11 protein-coding genes and 1 pseudogene are annotated in these 15,671 nt (G+C 72.3%); 9 read left to right on the forward strand and 3 right to left on the reverse strand.

Going from position 1 to position 15,671, the window contains the following annotated elements; genetic code table 11:
• The first annotated feature begins 166 nt into the window (after nt 1-166).
• A complete protein-coding gene (locus tag AC4OXY_RS21855) occupies nt 167-2,386 on the forward strand; it encodes a bifunctional glycosyltransferase/CDP-glycerol:glycerophosphate glycerophosphotransferase (RefSeq protein ID WP_491994473.1) in 2,220 nt (739 codons plus the stop codon).
• On the opposite strand, the gene AC4OXY_RS21860 is transcribed toward AC4OXY_RS21855, so the two are convergent.
• Nucleotides 2,376-2,789 (reverse strand): organic hydroperoxide resistance protein, encoded by a 414-nt coding sequence (locus AC4OXY_RS21860; RefSeq protein WP_356031693.1) that lies wholly within the window; start codon nt 2,787-2,789, stop codon nt 2,376-2,378. The genes AC4OXY_RS21855 and AC4OXY_RS21860 overlap by 11 nt on opposite strands.
• 126 nt (nt 2,790-2,915) lie before the next feature.
• Between AC4OXY_RS21860 and AC4OXY_RS21865 the strand changes: the two genes are divergently transcribed.
• The 4 genes and pseudogenes from AC4OXY_RS21865 to AC4OXY_RS21880 all read left to right on the forward strand — a co-directional run.
• Nucleotides 2,916-3,440 (forward strand): MarR family winged helix-turn-helix transcriptional regulator, encoded by a 525-nt coding sequence (locus AC4OXY_RS21865; protein WP_356031695.1) that lies wholly within the window; start codon nt 2,916-2,918, stop codon nt 3,438-3,440.
• A 171-nt stretch (nt 3,441-3,611) separates the two neighbouring features.
• Nucleotides 3,612-5,306: a glycosyltransferase family 2 protein gene (locus tag AC4OXY_RS21870; RefSeq protein WP_491994625.1), complete on the forward strand. Its 1,695-nt coding sequence runs from the start codon at nt 3,612-3,614 to the stop codon at nt 5,304-5,306.
• 117 nt (nt 5,307-5,423) lie between these two features.
• A complete protein-coding gene (gene galE, locus AC4OXY_RS21875) occupies nt 5,424-6,404 on the forward strand; it encodes a UDP-glucose 4-epimerase GalE (protein WP_356031697.1) in 981 nt (326 codons plus the stop codon).
• A 50-nt stretch (nt 6,405-6,454) separates the two neighbouring features.
• A pseudogene (locus AC4OXY_RS21880) lies at nt 6,455-7,317 on the forward strand (ADP-ribosylglycohydrolase family protein); the annotation flags it as partial.
• A 25-nt stretch (nt 7,318-7,342) separates the two neighbouring features.
• Here the strand turns inward: AC4OXY_RS21880 and AC4OXY_RS21885 are convergent.
• The gene (locus tag AC4OXY_RS21885) at nt 7,343-7,969 is read right to left on the reverse strand and encodes a TetR/AcrR family transcriptional regulator (protein ID WP_356031699.1); all 627 of its coding nucleotides are present in this window, start codon (nt 7,967-7,969) and stop codon (nt 7,343-7,345) included.
• Nucleotides 7,970-8,167: 198 nt separating this feature from the next.
• Between AC4OXY_RS21885 and AC4OXY_RS21890 the strand changes: the two genes are divergently transcribed.
• The 4 genes from AC4OXY_RS21890 (at nt 8,168) to AC4OXY_RS21905 (ending at nt 14,077) form a co-directional block, all read left to right on the forward strand.
• Complete coding sequence (locus AC4OXY_RS21890) at nt 8,168-9,079, forward strand: ABC transporter permease (protein WP_356031701.1); 912 nt, start codon at nt 8,168-8,170, stop codon at nt 9,077-9,079.
• 61 nt (nt 9,080-9,140) lie between these two features.
• Entirely contained in the window at nt 9,141-9,965 is an 825-nt protein-coding gene (locus AC4OXY_RS21895) for an ABC transporter ATP-binding protein (RefSeq protein WP_402066260.1), read from the forward strand.
• 231 nt (nt 9,966-10,196) lie between these two features.
• Nucleotides 10,197-12,404 (forward strand): CDP-glycerol glycerophosphotransferase family protein, encoded by a 2,208-nt coding sequence (locus tag AC4OXY_RS21900; RefSeq protein ID WP_356031703.1) that lies wholly within the window; start codon nt 10,197-10,199, stop codon nt 12,402-12,404.
• Nucleotides 12,401-14,077: a glycosyltransferase family 2 protein gene (locus AC4OXY_RS21905; RefSeq protein WP_356031705.1), complete on the forward strand. Its 1,677-nt coding sequence runs from the start codon at nt 12,401-12,403 to the stop codon at nt 14,075-14,077. Before AC4OXY_RS21900 ends, AC4OXY_RS21905 begins: the two co-directional genes overlap by 4 nt.
• A 58-nt stretch (nt 14,078-14,135) precedes the next feature.
• Here AC4OXY_RS21905 and AC4OXY_RS21910 read toward each other — a convergent pair whose 3' ends face one another.
• Complete coding sequence (locus tag AC4OXY_RS21910; protein ID WP_491994474.1) at nt 14,136-15,659, reverse strand: hypothetical protein; 1,524 nt, start codon at nt 15,657-15,659, stop codon at nt 14,136-14,138.
• Nucleotides 15,660-15,671: the final 12 nt, after the last annotated feature.

Here is a 15,671-nt window from a genome sequence, read left to right on the forward strand (position 1 = left end):
CCCTCTGCCGAGGGGCGGGTCTCTGCCGAGGGGCGGGTCTCACCGGGCCCGCCCCTTCGCCGTTCCCGCGCGGTCCCCCACATGCCGTACGCCGCCGTAACCAATTCACTCCAACGGCCGTTCCTGGTCAGACCCCCCGCGCCGATCGACCACCGATGGATGCCCCTTGCCCAGGTTCAGTGTCATTGTCCCCGCGTACCAGGTCCAGGCCTATCTGTCCGAGTGCCTGGACTCGGTGCTCGCGCAGTCGTGTGCGGATCTGGAACTGATCGCCGTGGACGCCTGCTCACCGGACGCCTGCGGCGCGCTCATCGACGAGTACGCGGCCGGGGACGCGCGTGTGAAGGCCGTCCACCTGGCGGAGGACCAGGGGCTCGGCAGCGCCCGGAACGCGGGGATGGCGGAGGCGGGCGGCGACTACCTGGTCTTCCTGGACGGCGACGACACGCTCGCCCCGGACGCGCTGCGGGCGCTCGCCGACCGGATCGAGGAGACCGGGGAGCCGGACGTCCTCGTGTACGACTACGCGCGCACGTACTGGGACGGCCGCCAGGTGCGCAACCAGCTCGCCGGCCGGCTCGCCGGGGAGGGCCCCGCGCCGTTCCGGCTGGCCGACCGGCCGGCCGTGCTCAGGGTGCTGACGGTGGCCTGGAACAAGGCCTGCCGGCGGGAGTTCGTCGAGCGGCACGGCTTCGCCTTCCCGCCGGGCTCCTACGAGGACACCCCCTGGACCTTCCCGGTGCTCATGGCGGCGGAGTCGATCGCCACCCTGGACCGGGTCTGCGTGCACTACCGGCAGCGGCGCCGGGGCAGTGTCCGCGCCGGCGCCGAGCGTCGCCACTTCGACCTGTTCACGCAGTACGACCGGGTGTTCGCCTACCTTGCGGAGCATCCCGAACTGGACCGGTGGCGGCCGGAGTTGTTCCGCCGGATGATCGACCACTACGCGGCGGTGTGCACCAGGCGGGGCCGGCTGCCGCGCGGCAGCCACGCCGAGTTCCTGCGCCGGGCCCGCGCCCACTACCGCCAGTACCGCATCCCCGGCGCCCGGATGCGGCCGCGCCACGCCCTGGTCCGCTTCGGGCTGCGCCGCACCTTCCGCGCGCTCCGGCTGGCCTCGGCCGCGCGCCGGCGCACGCTGAGGACGGCGGTGAAGCTGGCCCGCGCCCTGCACGCCGGGGCACTGCGGCTGCACTACCGCGTCCAGCTGCGGCTGCCGGTGCGCGCCGACCGGGCGGTTTTCTCCGCCGAGGCGGGCCCCGGCGACCCGGGTGCGCTGGAGGAGGCGCTGCGCGCCCACGCCCCGCACATCCGGACCGCGTGGCTCGCCCGCCCCGAGCAGCGGTACGCCCTCCCGGCGGGCCCGCGCCACATCCGTCCCGGCACGGCCGCCTACTGGACGGCGCTGGCCCGCTCCGCGTACCTGGTCACGGACGACGTCCTGGAGCGGCGGCTGCGCAAGCGGCGCGGGCAGGTGGTGATCCGGACCGGGCAGGGCACGCCGCTCGGGCACATGGGCCTGGACCTGCTGGAACGCCCGGCGGCGGCCCGGGACACCGACTTCGCGGCGCTGATGCGGGCCGTCGACCAGTGGGACCACGTCCTGTCCGGCAACCGGCACGCGACGCTGGTCTGGGAGCGGGTCCTGCCGGGCCGGTACCGCACGCTGGAGTACGGCGCCCCGCGCAACGACGTCTTCCAGCGGGCGACCTCGGCGGACGTGACCCGGCTGCGCGAGTCGCTCGGCGTCCCGCCCGGCGCGGTCGCGATCCTGTACGCGCCGGCCCACCGCGACCACCGGCGCACCCAGGGCCCGTTGATCGACCTGGCGGGGATCGCCCGCCGCCTCGGCCCGCGCTTCGTGATCCTGGCGCGCACGCCCTACGACCCGGGCGCCGGGGGCGGCCGGATCATCGACGTCCGCGACCACCCGAGCGTGCCGTCCCTCTGCCTGGCCTCGGACGCGCTGCTCACCGACTATGCGTCGCTGATGTTCGACTACGCGTGCCTGGACCGGCCGATCGTCGTGCACACCGCCGACTGGGCGGCGTACGAGGCGGCCCGTGGTGCCTATTTCGACCTGCGGGCGTTCCCGCCGGGCGCGGTCGCGCGCAGCGAGGACGAGCTGGCCGACATCTTCGCGAGCGGCCACTGGCGCGGCTCGCGCTCGGCCCAGCTGCGGGGGGCGTTCCGCGAGCGCTTCTGCCCGTACGACGACGGGCGCGCCGCCGAACGCGTCGTACGGCATGTGATGCTCGGCCAGCCGCCGGAGGCGCTGCCGGCGGTGGTGCCGCTCGCGGAGCGCCATCCGGTGCCGTCGGCCTGCACACGCGCCCCGGCGGTCACCGTGCCGCAGCCTTCCGGGGGTGTGCGGGTCACTCGATGACGAGGTCGACCTCGATGTTGCCGCGGGTGGCGTTGGAGTAGGGGCAGACCTGGTGGGCGGTCTCGACCAGCTTGCGGCCGGTCTCCTCGTCCACGGTGTCGGGCAGCTCGACGCGCAGCGTCACCTTCAGCCCGAAGCCCTCGCCCTGCTTGCCGATGCCCACCTCGGCGGTCACCGCGGCGTCGCTGACGTCGACCTTCGCCTGCCGGCCGACGAGACCGAGCGCGCTGCCGAAGCACGCGGCGTAACCGGCGGCGAAGAGCTGCTCGGGGTTGGTGCCCTCGCCGTTGCCGCCCAGCTCGACCGGCGGGGCCAGCTTGAGGTCGATCTTGCCGTCGGAGGAGATGGCACGACCGTCGCGGCCGTGGGTGGCGGTGGCGACAGCGGTGTAGAGCGCGTCCATGAGAACCATTCCCTTTACGGAGTCGGTGTTGCGGCGGCCACCTGTCCTGGCCGCCTCACGACCACAAGTAGAGCACACAACTAAATTGTGCGCAATCAAATGACCCGCAAGAGCTACCCTGGACCCATGACCGCCACGACCCCCACCACCGACACCGCCGGCGCCCCCGCGGACGCCGAGTCCGACTGGCTCCGCCTGGACCGCCAGATCTGCTTCTCCCTGCACGCCGCGTCCCGCGCCTTCAACGGCGTCTACCGCGTCGTCCTCAAGGACCTCGGGCTCACCTACCCGCAGTACCTGGTGATGCTGGTCCTGTGGGAACAGGGCGACCTGCCGGTCAAGCAGCTCGGCGAACATCTGCGGCTCGACTCCGGCACGCTGTCTCCGCTGGTCAAGCGGCTGGAGGCGGCCGGTCTGGTACGCCGGGAGCGCAGCGCCGAGGACGAGCGCTCGGTCCGGGTCCGGCTCACCGAGGAGGGCACGGCCCTGCGCGAACGGGCCCGGGAGGTGCCGCGCCGCATCGTCGCCGCGACCGGCTTCGATCCGGCCGAGATCGCCGACCTGCGCGACCGCCTGGACCAGCTCACCGGCACACTGGACGCGGCGGCGCTGGCGAGCCGGGACGGGGGCTCGCCCGCGACGGGATCGTGACGGCTGCCGCAGTACGCTCGTTCATCCGGTTGTGGCGGACGGCACAGGTGATGAAAAGAGGACGCGAAAAGCGGAACCCGAGGCTGATTCCGATCATCTTCCGGGCCGAGCCGTAAGCCTTTCTTAACCGGGTATTACCGAAGATTTCTACGCTCCCGGCCCGTGGACCCCATGCGACCTGACCCGCACAGCACGCCTGAGCCAACCGAGACGCCCACCGCACCGGCACGGCCGGCGCAGGTCGGTGTGATCGTCATCGGCTACAACGACGCGGCTCATGTGGGCGATGCCGTGCGCTCGGCGCTCGCGCAGGGTCCGGCCGTCGCCGAGGTCGTCGCCGTGGACGACTGCTCCACGGACGGCAGCGCCGACCTGCTCGACCGGCTGGCCGCCGAGGAGCCCCGGCTGCGGGTGGTGCGCCGCGCGGTGAACAGCGGCGGCTGCGGCAGCCCGCGCAACGACGGCATCGAGGCGGTGACCGCACCGTACGTGATGTTCCTGGACAGCGACGACGTGCTCCCGGCCGGTGCGGTGGACGCGCTGCTGGCGGCGGCCACGGGGGCGCGCGCCGAGGTCACGGGCGGACTGTGCGTGCGCCGGGAGCTGCCCTCCGGGCGCGAGACGCCCTGGCAGGAGCCCCTCTACACGGCGCACACGGTCCTCGCGCGCCCCACCGAGCGCCCCCGACTGGTCCACGACACGCTGTGCGTCAACAAGCTGTACCGCACCGACTTCCTGCGCGAACACGGCATCCGCTTCCCCGACGGCCGCTTCCTCTACGAGGACATCGTCTTCACCTCGCGCGTGCTGGCCGCCGACCCGCGCATGGCGCTCGTCCCCGACCGCGTGTACGTGTGGCACGTGCGCCGGTCCGCCGAGCGGCTGTCGCTCTCGCTGGACCGGGAGCGCATCGAGAACTGGCAGGCGCGCACGGAGGCGTGCGCGCTGGCGTACGAGACGCTGCTGAACGCCGGGCAGAAGGAGCTGGCGCGGGCGGCGCGGGCGAAGTTCCTCGACCACGAGGTGCGGATGTACGCGCGCGAACTGGGGCTGCGCGACGCGGACTACCAGCGCGCGTGGTGGAAGCACACCAAGGAGTACCTCGCGCGCTACGACGCCGCCGACTGGGAGCTGGACCCGGGTGCGCCGGGCCGCGTGCTCGCGCGCGTCGTCCTTGAGGCGCCCGAGCCGCGCGACCTGCCGCGCCTGCGGGAGCTCGCCGCGCGCCCGGCGCGTCTGCTGCCGCCGTACGCCCGCGACGGCGACGGTCTCCCCGTCTGGTCCGCGGACCTCCCCCAGGTCTCCCTGACGCCGCTCCTGACCCGCCCCACCGCTACCCTGCCGATCGCGGTGGACGCGGAACTGGACGCACGCGCGCGTGGCGCGCGGGTGCGCCTGCGGCTGCACGAGCTGTACGGCCGGGTCGCCGAGGCCGGCCCGGGCGGGCTGGACGTGGAGTGGGTGGCGCGCGAGAACCGCGAGAACCGCGGGGACATCGAGCACACGCGGGGGCGTACGACGGTCCCGCTCACCCCCTCCGGCACGGGCGCGGCCGCGAACGCGGATGCCGACGCGGGCAGTTGGACGGCCGAGGTGCCGGTCGATCTGGCGGTGCTCGGCGCGGGCACCTGGGATCTGCGGCTCACCCTGCACTTCGCGGACGGCGCGCGGCGGGAGATCACGGCGCACGCCACGACGGGCGCCGGCCGGCTGCGCCGTCGTGCCGTCCCGAGCCTGCGGCACGGTGTGCTGCTGGTGCAGCCGTACGCGACGCACTCCGGCGCGCTGGCCGTGCGGCTGGCGAGCGGCGCGGGCGGCGCGGCACGGGTGGCCCGGAGGCGCCTGAAGCGCCTGCTGCGCCGGTAAACAGCCGGTACGCACGCGTGTAGCGTCACGCACCCCCACATCTGCTGCTTCACTGAAAGACGCCCGCTGCTCCACCGAGCGGTTCCACGGGCCAACGGACAAGAGGACGGCCTTTCCATGACCTGGCTGATCACCGGCGGTGCCGGATACATCGGGGCACACGTCGTACGAGCGATGACCGAGGCGGGCGAGCGCACGGTCGTGTACGACGACCTGTCCACGGGCATCGCCGAGCGCCTGCCGGCGGACGTCCCGCTGGTGCGGGGCTCCACGCTGGACGCGGAGCTGGTGGCCCGCACCCTCGCCGAGCACGAGATCAGCGGGGTCGTGCACCTCGCGGCGAAGAAGCAGGTGGGCGAGTCGGTGGACCTCCCGCTGCACTACTACCGGGAGAACGTGGAAGGCCTGCGGGTGCTCCTGGAGGCGGTCACGGCGGCGGAGGTGCCGTCCTTCCTGTTCTCCTCCTCGGCGGCGGTCTACGGCATGCCGGACGTCGACCTGGTGACGGAGGAGACCCCCTGCGTCCCGATGTCCCCGTACGGCGAGACGAAGCTGGCCGGTGAGTGGCTGGTCCGTGCGACGGGCAAGGCGACGGGCCTGTCCACCGCGTCCCTGCGCTACTTCAACGTGGCGGGCGCGGCCACCCCCGAACTCGCCGACACCGGGGTCTTCAACCTGATCCCGATGGTCTTCGAGAAGCTCACCGAGGGCGCGCCGCCGCGTATCTTCGGCGACGACTACGCCACACCGGACGGCACCTGCGTGCGCGACTACATCCATGTGGTCGACCTGGCCGAGGCGCACGTCACCGTCGCCCGCGCCCTGAGCTCCGCCCCCGGCACGGACCTGACCCTGAACATCGGCCGCGGCGAGGGCGTGTCGGTGCGCGAGATGATCGACCGCATCAACGCGGTCACCGGCTACGACCGCCCCCCGACGGTCACCCCGCGCCGCCCCGGCGACCCCGCGCGTGTCGTCGCCTCGGCGGAGCGCATCGCCACGGAACTGGGCTGGCAGGCCAAGTACGACGTCCAGGACATGATCACCTCGGCCTGGGAGGGCTGGGTCCACCACCACCCCGAGGCGGCCCGTGACTAGCCTGCGGGCATGACCGCCGGTTCCCGCCCCGCACGTCTCGCCGACCGCGCCCTCGGCCGGGAGCGGGCGGCGAGATGTGCGGGGGCGGCGGCTGGGACCCGGGCGAGGCCACGGACGACACGCAGCTGGCGGTCCTGACCGCCGAGTCCCTGCTGGAGCGCGGCCGTCTGGACCTGCCGGACGTCTTCGCCCGCTTCCGGCGCTGGGCGGCCGCCGGCCCGAAGAACGTCGGCCTCCAGACGGAGGCCGTCCTGACCGGCGGCGACCCGTGGGACACGGCCGCCCTGCGCCACTTCGAGGTCAGTCAACGGGCCGCCGGCAACGGCGCGTTGATGCGGGCGGCACCCTCGGCGGTCCACTTCGCCCGGCACGGCCGCGACGCGACGATGACCGCCGCCCGCCGCCTCTCCGCCCTCACACACGGGGATCCGGCGGCCTGGGAGGGCACGGCCGTCCTGCACGAGCTGGTCCGGGTGGCCCTGGCCGGGGCGGACCCGCTCACGGCCGTACCGGACACCCTGAGCGCCCTGCACCCCGCCCCCCGTGAGCGCTACGCCGTGGTCCTCGCCCCCGACCGGCACCCCGATCAGGCGACGCCGGGGGTCTGGGGGTGTCCCCCGGAAAACACAGCAACGGCGCCATCTGGCCGTGCCTGGGCTCGGCGGTCTGGGCCCTGCGGACCACGGGCTCGTACGAGGAAGCGGTCCGCGCGGCGGTCGATCTCGGCGGCGACACGGACACGGTGGCGGCGGTCACCGGGGCGCTGGCGGGCGCGGTGTACGGCCCGAGCGCGATCCCGGCCCGCTGGACCGAACCCCTGCACGTACCGCTGCCGGGCTTCGGCGAGCGCGTGCTGCGGGCCGCGGACCTGACGGAACTGGCCCGCGGGCTCCTCGCCCCGTACGCCCCGTAACCCACGCGACCCCCGCGCCGCGCGTCTACAGAGCCTTCAGCGCGCCCGCCGTGGCCCGGGCCAGACTCTCCAGGTAGCCCTTCGGCGGCTTCGGGGACCTGATCACCACCGCGCGCCAGTACAGGGGGCCCGAGACCAGGTCCAGGGCGAGGTCGGGGTCGATGCCGGGCCGGACCTCGCCCCGCGCCTCCGCCGCCGCGAGGATCTTGCTGGCCACGCCCTCCTGGCCGTCGCGCAGGGCCTTCTGGAAGGCCTCGGCGATCTCGGGGCTGCGGGCCGCCTCGGCCTGGAGGTCGGGGATGATCTGCGAGGCCACCGGATGGCGCAGGGCGCGGGACGTGACCTCGTACAGGAGGCGGAGGTCGCTCTCCAGGGCGCCCGTGTCCGGGGCCGGGAGGCCCAGGACCGCCATCGCCGAGACCACGTCGAGCACCAGGTGCAGCTTGGAACGCCACCGGCGGTACACGGCGGTCTTGCCGACGCCCGCCCGCCGCGCGATGCCCTCGATGGACATGCGGGCGTAGCCCACCGCCGCGAGCTCCTCGAAGACCGCGGCCCGGATGGCCTCGGTCACGTCCTCCCGGAGCACGGCGGCCCCGGCAGGCGTCCTGCGGCGTGCACGCTTCGGGATCTCGTCGGCGTTCGTCGTCATGACTCACAGCATAGGTGCGCGACGACGATACGGTTGCGTTCCGACGTCGATTGGCTCTACTCTCGCGTTGCGACGATACGGTCGCGTCCCGACGTAAGAGAACGTGAAGAGAAGCGTAAGAAAACGTCGGACGACCGACTTCGACGCCCGGCGGCCGGCCGGACGCGCACCCCCCTCCCCCGAGCGAAAGCAGCGGATGTGAGCCAGGTCCTCGACACACCGCCCCCCACCCAGGTCCCGGAAGACGATCTCTCGGCCCTCGCCGCCCGGCACGGCCTGACGGTCAGCGGTGCCCGCCCGACCCTGCCCGAGTACGTCCGCCAGCTGTGGAACCGGCGCCACTTCATCACCGCCTTCGCCACCGCCAAGCTCACCGCGCAGTACAGCGAGGCGAAGCTCGGCCAGGTCTGGCAGGTCATGACCCCGCTGCTGAACGCCGCGGTCTACTACTTCATCTTCGGTGTGCTGCTCGGCTCCAAGAAGGGCGTGCCGGACTACATCCCGTTCCTGGTCACCGGCGTGTTCGTGTGGACGTTCACGCAGAGCTCGATCCAGGTCGGCACCCGCGCGATCTCCGGCAACCTCGGCCTGGTGCGCGCCCTGCACTTCCCCCGCGCCGCCCTGCCGATCTCCTTCTGCATCCAGCAGCTCCAGCAGCTGCTGTTCTCGATGGCCGCGCTGGTCGTCATCCTGCTCTGCTTCGGCCTGCCGATCTCCCTCAGCTGGCTGCTGGTGATCCCCGTGCTGGTCCTCCAGTTCGTGTTCAACGCGGGCATGTCGCTGATCATGGCGCGGCTGGGCGCCAAGACCCCCGACATCGCCCAGCTGATGCCGTTCATCCTGCGCACCTGGATGTACATGTCCGGCGTGATGTGGAGCATCAGCAAGCTCACCAAGAGCGACCACCTGCCGCACATCGTCACGATCCTGCTGGAGAGCAACCCGGCCGCGGTCTACATCGACCTCATGCGCTACGCGCTGATCGCCAGCTTCCACGCCAAGCAGTTGCCCCCGCACGTGTGGCCGCTCGCCGTCGGCTGGGCCCTGGTCGCCGGAGTCGGCGGCTTCATCTACTTCTGGAAGGCAGAGGAGAAGTACGGCCGTGGCTGAGCAGACTCCCCAGAACCCCGAACTCCGCGACGACGAGGCCGAGACCCCGGAGGCACGCGCGATGCGCGAGCGGTACGAGCGCCTCGCGAAGGCCAAGACGGTCCCCACGATCGTGGTCGACGACGTCGACATCGTCTACCGCGTCCACGGCACCGGCACCGGCCGCGGCTCCGCCACCGCCGCCCTCAACCGCATCATGCGCCGCAAGCAGGCCGAGAAGGCGGCGGGCGTGCGCACGGTGCACGCCGTGAAGAAGGTCTCGTTCGTCGCCTACAAGGGCGAGGCGGTCGGCCTGATCGGCACCAACGGCTCCGGCAAGTCGACCCTGCTCAAGGCGATCGCCGGCGTGCTCCCGGTGGAGAACGGCCACATCTACACCAACGGCCAGCCCTCACTCCTCGGCGTCAACGCGGCTCTGATGAACGACCTCACGGGCGAGCGCAACGTCTGGCTCGGCGGCCTCGCCATGGGCATGTCCCGTGAAGAGGTCAGGGAGCGATATCAAGACATCGTCGACTTCTCCGGAATCAACGAGAAGGGTGACTTCATCACCCTTCCGATGCGCACGTACTCCTCCGGTATGGCCGCGCGTCTGCGTTTCTCCATCGCCGCGGCCAAGGACCACGACGTCCTGCTGATCGACGAGGCCCTCGCCACCGGTGACCGCAGGTTCCAGATGCGCTCCGAGGACCGGATCCGCGAGCTGCGCGAGAAGGCGGGCACGGTGTTCCTGGTCAGCCACAACAACAAGTCGATCCGCGACACCTGCGAGCGGACCATCTGGCTGGAACGCGGCGAGCTGCGCATGGACGGCCCGACTGAGGACGTCATGAAGGAGTACGAGGCCTTCAGTGGCGAGAAGGGCGCCAAGAAGAAGGCGGCCTGACCCCCGGGTAAGCGGCCCGCAAGGGCTTGAGTAAGCAGATCACAAGAACGACAGTAAGAAGGCGGCTGGAAAGTTACGTAGGGAGAAACCCCAGGCCGCGGAAGTTCGTCTTCCACTCTGGGCCCCTCATCCGGCCGCCCTCTTACTCCACCCCGGTTATCCTTTTCATACGCTTAGTGACAGTATGTTATGAAGGGTGGCCTGAACCGACGATCTAAGGAGTCCACTGCGATGCCCCAACTCAGCGTCATCGTCTACGGACCGAACGCACAGGGGCACCTGACAGAGCTGCTGGACTCCGTGGAAGCCCACCCCCTCCTCGACGCCGAGATCATCGTCGCCGCGGTCGGCGACTGGGCCCGGGAGACCGCCGAGGGCCACGCTCCGGAGACGATCGTCGTGCCCCTTCCGGAGGGCACCGGGGACGCCGCCGCCCGCGCGGCCGGCGCCGCCCGCGCCTCCGGCCGCTGGCTGCACTTCGTGCACGCCAAGGACGGCCTGCCCGCCGGCGCCCCGCGCCAGCTCGCCGAGCGCACCGCCGAACTCGACGCCGAGCCCGGCGCCCCGGTGGACGTGCTCCTCTTCGACCACGTCGTCACCACCTGGCAGACCGCCGCCCGGGCCTCCCGCGACGGCCGCCTGCTCGCCGCCGTCGGCCGCGAGGGCCTCCCCCTGAACGAGGCCGCCGACCTGCTGCGCCTCACCCCGATCCTCGGCAACCGCGCGCTGCGCGCCGACTTCTGGCGGGCGCACGAGGAGCAGCTCACCGCCGGCGACGAGCCGCAGGCCGCCCACGCGGCCCTGCTGCACGCCGGCCGCGTCGCCTGCCTGAACCAGGCGGCGTACGAGAACCGCGAGCTGCGTCCCGAGAGCCTGCCGCCCCTCGACCCCGAGGACCGCTTCGCGCTCATCGACCGCTACGAGTCGCTGCTCCCGCTCACCAAGGACCGCCGCGCCACCCGCGCGGTGCTGTACGACCTGATGATGCGCGACCTGGTGCGCACCTTCGCCGGCGAGAACCTCCCCGACGCGGTCGCGCGCGAGTTCTTCCGCCGCGCCTCCCTCGTCGCCGTCCGCTGGCGCCCCGAGAACCACGAGCGCCCGGCGGGCGTGGAGGGCGTGCGGCACGCGCTGCTGGAGGAGGGCGCGTACACCAAGTACCGCGCCTTTCAGGCCGCCAACCGCACCCGCCGCGCCGCCAAGAAGGCCGTCAAGAGCCGGAAGAAGGAGCTGGGCGCCAGGCTGCGCGACCAGCAGTACCAGCGCGCGCTGAGCCGCCCGGTCAACCCGCACCTGGCCGTGTTCGCCGCCTACTGGGAGCGCGGTGTGGCCTGCAACCCGGCCGCGATCGCCGCCAAGATGGCCGAACTGGCCCCGCACATCCACCCGGTGTGGGTGGTGTCGAAGAGCAACGAGGCCCTGCTGCCGCCCGGCACCGACTACGTCATCCCCGGCACCCGCCGCTACTGGGAGACCATGGCGACCGCCAAGTACCTGGTGAACAACGTCAACTTCCCCAACGCGGTGGTCAAGCGCCCGGACGCGATCCACCTCCAGACCCACCACGGCACCCCGCTCAAGCGCATGGGCCTGGACCAGATGGAGCACCCGGCCGCCGCCAAGGGCCTGGACTTCGACGCGCTGCTGGGCCGTATCGACAAGTGGGACTACAGCGTCAGCGCCAACAGCCACTCGACCCGTATGTGGGAGCGTGCCTACCCGGCCCGCTTCACCTCGCTGGACTACGGCTACCCGCGCAACGACGTCTTCTACACGGCCACCGCCGACGACGTCCGCGCCGCCCGCCGCCGCCTCGGCATCGCCCCCGGCAAGAAGGCCGTGCTGTACGCCCCGACCCACCGCGACTACGAGGCCGGCTTCACCCCCCGCCTGGACCTCGCGGAATTCGCCGACCGGCTCGGCGAGGACACGGTCCTGCTGGTGCGCGCGCACTACTTCTACGGCGGCGCCGCCTCCCCGCTCACCGGCCTGCGCCGCTCCGGCCGGATCATCGACGTCTCCTCCTACGACCCCGTCGAGGAGCTGTGCCTGGCCGCCGACGCGCTGGTCACGGACTACTCGTCGATCATGTTCGACTACGCCAACCTGGACCGCCCGATCGTCGTCTACGCCGACGACTGGGAGACCTACCGGACCACCCGCGGTGTCTACTTCGACCTGATGGAAGACCACCCCGGCCAGGTCGCGCGCACCCAGGAGGAGCTGACGGAGATCTTCGTCTCCGGCGCCTGGCAGGGCGAGTGCGCGGCGAAGGCACGGGCCGCGTTCCGCCGCCGCTTCTGCGAGTACGACGACGGCCGCGCCGCCGAACGGGTCGTACGCCGGGTGTTCCTCGGCGAGCCGGAGGACTCCCTGCCCCCGGTGCTCCCGCTTGAGGACCGCACCCCCGCCCCGACCCCCGAGGAGGCCTCGGCATGACGACCACGACCACGACCCCTGACGTCACGGTCACGGTCATCGTCTTCAACGACGCGGAGCGCCTGCCCCGGGCCGTGGAGTCGCTGCGCGCACAGACGCACGCGAACATCGAGATCATCATCAGTGACGACCACTCCACCGACGACACGCCCACCGTGGCGCGCCGGCTGGAGGCGCAGGACGAGCGCGTGCGCTACCTCCGGCTGCCGGAGAACAGCGGCGGCTGCAGCGCCCCGCGCAACCGGGCCGTCGAGATCGCCCGGGCGCCGTATCTGATGTTCCTCGACAGCGACGACGAACTCCCGCCCCGCGCGGTGGAGTTGCTGCTCGCCGCGCACCGTGAGCGCGAGGTCGACTTCACCATGGGCGCGGTCCGCCGCGTGCGGGTGGACAACGGCAGGCGCTCGACGTGGATGCCCCACCTGGTGACCGAGAGGCGCACCGTCGAGGGCATCGAGAAGGACCCGCGCCTGCTGTTCGAGCACCTGTCGACGAGCAAGATGTACGCGCGGTCCTTCCTCGACCGGCACGACCTGCGCTTCCCCGAGGGCATCCACTACGAGGACCAGCTGTTCTCGGCCCAGGCCTACTGCCTGGCGACGGCGTTCACGATCATCCCGGACCCGGTGTACGTCTGGTACATCGACCCGTTCGCGGCGGCCGCCTCGGCGTCCATCTCCAACCAGCGGCACAAGGTCCAGAACGTGGCGGACCGGGTCAAGGTCCAGCGCATGATCGACGACTTCCTGGTCGAGAGCGGGCACGCGGGGCTGCGCGAGGACAAGGACTTCAAGTTCCTCAAGCACGACTTCCGGATGTACGCGGGCGACCTGCCCTACCGCGACGAGGAGTGGATGCGCTCCTTCGCCGAGATCATGAACCCGTACCTGGACACGCTGGCCGACGGCGCCTACGCCCGGCTGCCGCGTCCGGAGCGGGTGGTGCTGGGGCTGCTGCGGGACGGCCGCCTGGCCGACGCCCAGCTCGCGGCGCGCGGTCTCGGCGACAAGGTGGCACCGCGCCAGGTCACGGCCGACGCGTCGGGCGTCCCGTACTGGGGCGACGAGGTCCCGGCCACCGACCGCGCCCGCCGCGAACTGGACCTGTCCGACCTGGAGTTGGACACGCGTCCGTTCCCGAGCGCACAGTTCCGCCACGAGATCACGGAGCTGAAGCGCGAGCGCGGGGCCGCCCTGACGCTCTCGATCCGCACGTACGACCCGGGCCTGCGCCTCCCGGTGGGCCCGCAGCGGGCGAGCCTCCTGCTGTCCCCCGGCAACCGCCGGATGACGGTCCCCTTCCGCCTCGACCCGGTCAGCCCGGGCCTCTTCGAGGGCACGGTGCGTCTGGACCTGGCGGCGGCTCCCGTCCCGCTCCAGGGCTTCGAGGGCCTGCGTCACCCGCAGATCCGGCTCCAGCAGCAGGGTCTGGCGCACTCGGGCGTCCTGCTGGCCCCGCTGGACTTCCCGGCGGTCACGGCACGCATCGAGTACCGCTCGGGCGCGACCCCGCACGACGTCACGATCGAGCCGGAGGGCCGCAACCCCGGCCGCCTCCAGATCCGCTGGCGCCCGGTGGGCGTGACGGCCAAGGTGATCCGCCCGGTCATCAGGAAGGTGGCGCGGCCCAAGATCCGTAAGGCGGCGAAGCTGCTGTCGAGCGTGCTCCGGTAGCCGTTCCGGTGCCGTTGTGCCGAAGGGGCGCGGGGACTTCCCCGCGCCCCTTCCGGCGTCACAGCACGCGGTACAGGACCTGGTGCCCGGGTCCCGTCGTCACCTTCTTCAACCCGGGTCCGGCCAGGCTCTTCGGCCCGACGACCCACTGCACCTGGTACTTCCGCAGGATCGCCTGCCGTTCGGCGGCGGACGTGCCCGTGGCGAAGTAGTGCGACACCGCCGCGTCCCGCTGCTTCTCGTCCGGCAGGAAGAAGTCGGGATAGCCGGGCGTCACGGTGTACGGCCCGTACGCGGGGATCTGCCGCGCCGGGAACGTCTCTGCCATGACCACGTCGCCGTACTTCGCCCACGGCGTGATCCAGTGGTAGCCCACCCACGGCGTGTGGTACTTGTCCGCGACGGGCGACGGCAGCGCGCTCTTCGGGATCACGTACCCGAGCGTCCCGGCCTGCGTCCACGCCCCCACGGCCAGTACGGCGCCGAGCACGCACGCCCAGCCGGTCCTCGCCCACGCGCGGCTGCGCACCGCCGTCACGGCCTCCAGCGCGGCCGCGAGCTGGGCCGGGATCAGCGCGGCGGGCAGCGCGCGGCCCCAGGAGTAGTGGCCGGTCAGCCCGCCCGCGGCGAACATCAGTGCGCCCAGGGCGAAGAACAGCACCAGCGGGTCCCAGCGGTCGCGCCGAAAGCGCAGGACGAGGGCCGCCACGCCCAGCAGGACGAAGCCGAAGTGCCCGGCCAGGTGCTCGTAGAGCGGCTTGTGGATGGCCTCCAGGTCCGAGCCCGCCGAGAAGAGGGAGAAAAAGTCGTAGTACGGCCACAGGCCCAGCAGCAGCATGCCCAGCGCCAGCGCGGCGGCCAGCCGCAGCAGCACCTGCCGGGAGGGCCGGGCCGCGATCACCATGGCCAGCGCGCCCAGGGACGAGACGACTCCGGTGAACTGGTGGCTGAGCAGGATCACGGCCCACAGCAGACCGAGCGCCGCCCAGCGCGCCCATGCCACCGGCTCGCTCGCGCGCAGCGCGCGCGTCAGCCACGCCCAGAAGTGGAAGGTGAGGCCGATCGCGAACACGCTCGGGTACGACACCGTCAGCGCCAGCGAGTTCAGGCCCACGAACCCGGACCAGTTGAACAGCACCGGGCCCCAGAGCAGGACCAGGCTCAGCAGGGCGAGGGCAGGCGCGGCGCGGTGGGCACTGAGGGTGCGGACGTACCGCCACACGCCCGTGACCAGCAGGCCGAGGCCGACGACCGCGGCGATGCGCAGGACGACGAACACCGACAGTCCGGTCAGCTTGGCGACCAGGCCCAGCACCAGCATCCACGGCGAGTAGTACGGGCTCGGCGTGTCCGCGTCGACCAGCGGGTTGCCGGGATGCAGCAGGTTGTGGCGCAGGCGCTCGATGGTGGCCGCGTGCATGCCGAGGTCGCCCGCCCAGGGCAGGCGGACGATCACGAGGAGCAGCAGCACCACGACGAGAGCGGCGACGGCCTGGGGCAGAGCCCGGCCGGCCCGCGCGGTGGGGTTCTGCGGCGGCTCCGTGCGGCTCACGGGCTCGGTGTCAGACGGTGCGGCGTGCATCCTGCTGACCCT

It is taken from the genome of Streptomyces sp. HUAS MG56 (assembly GCF_058673395.1).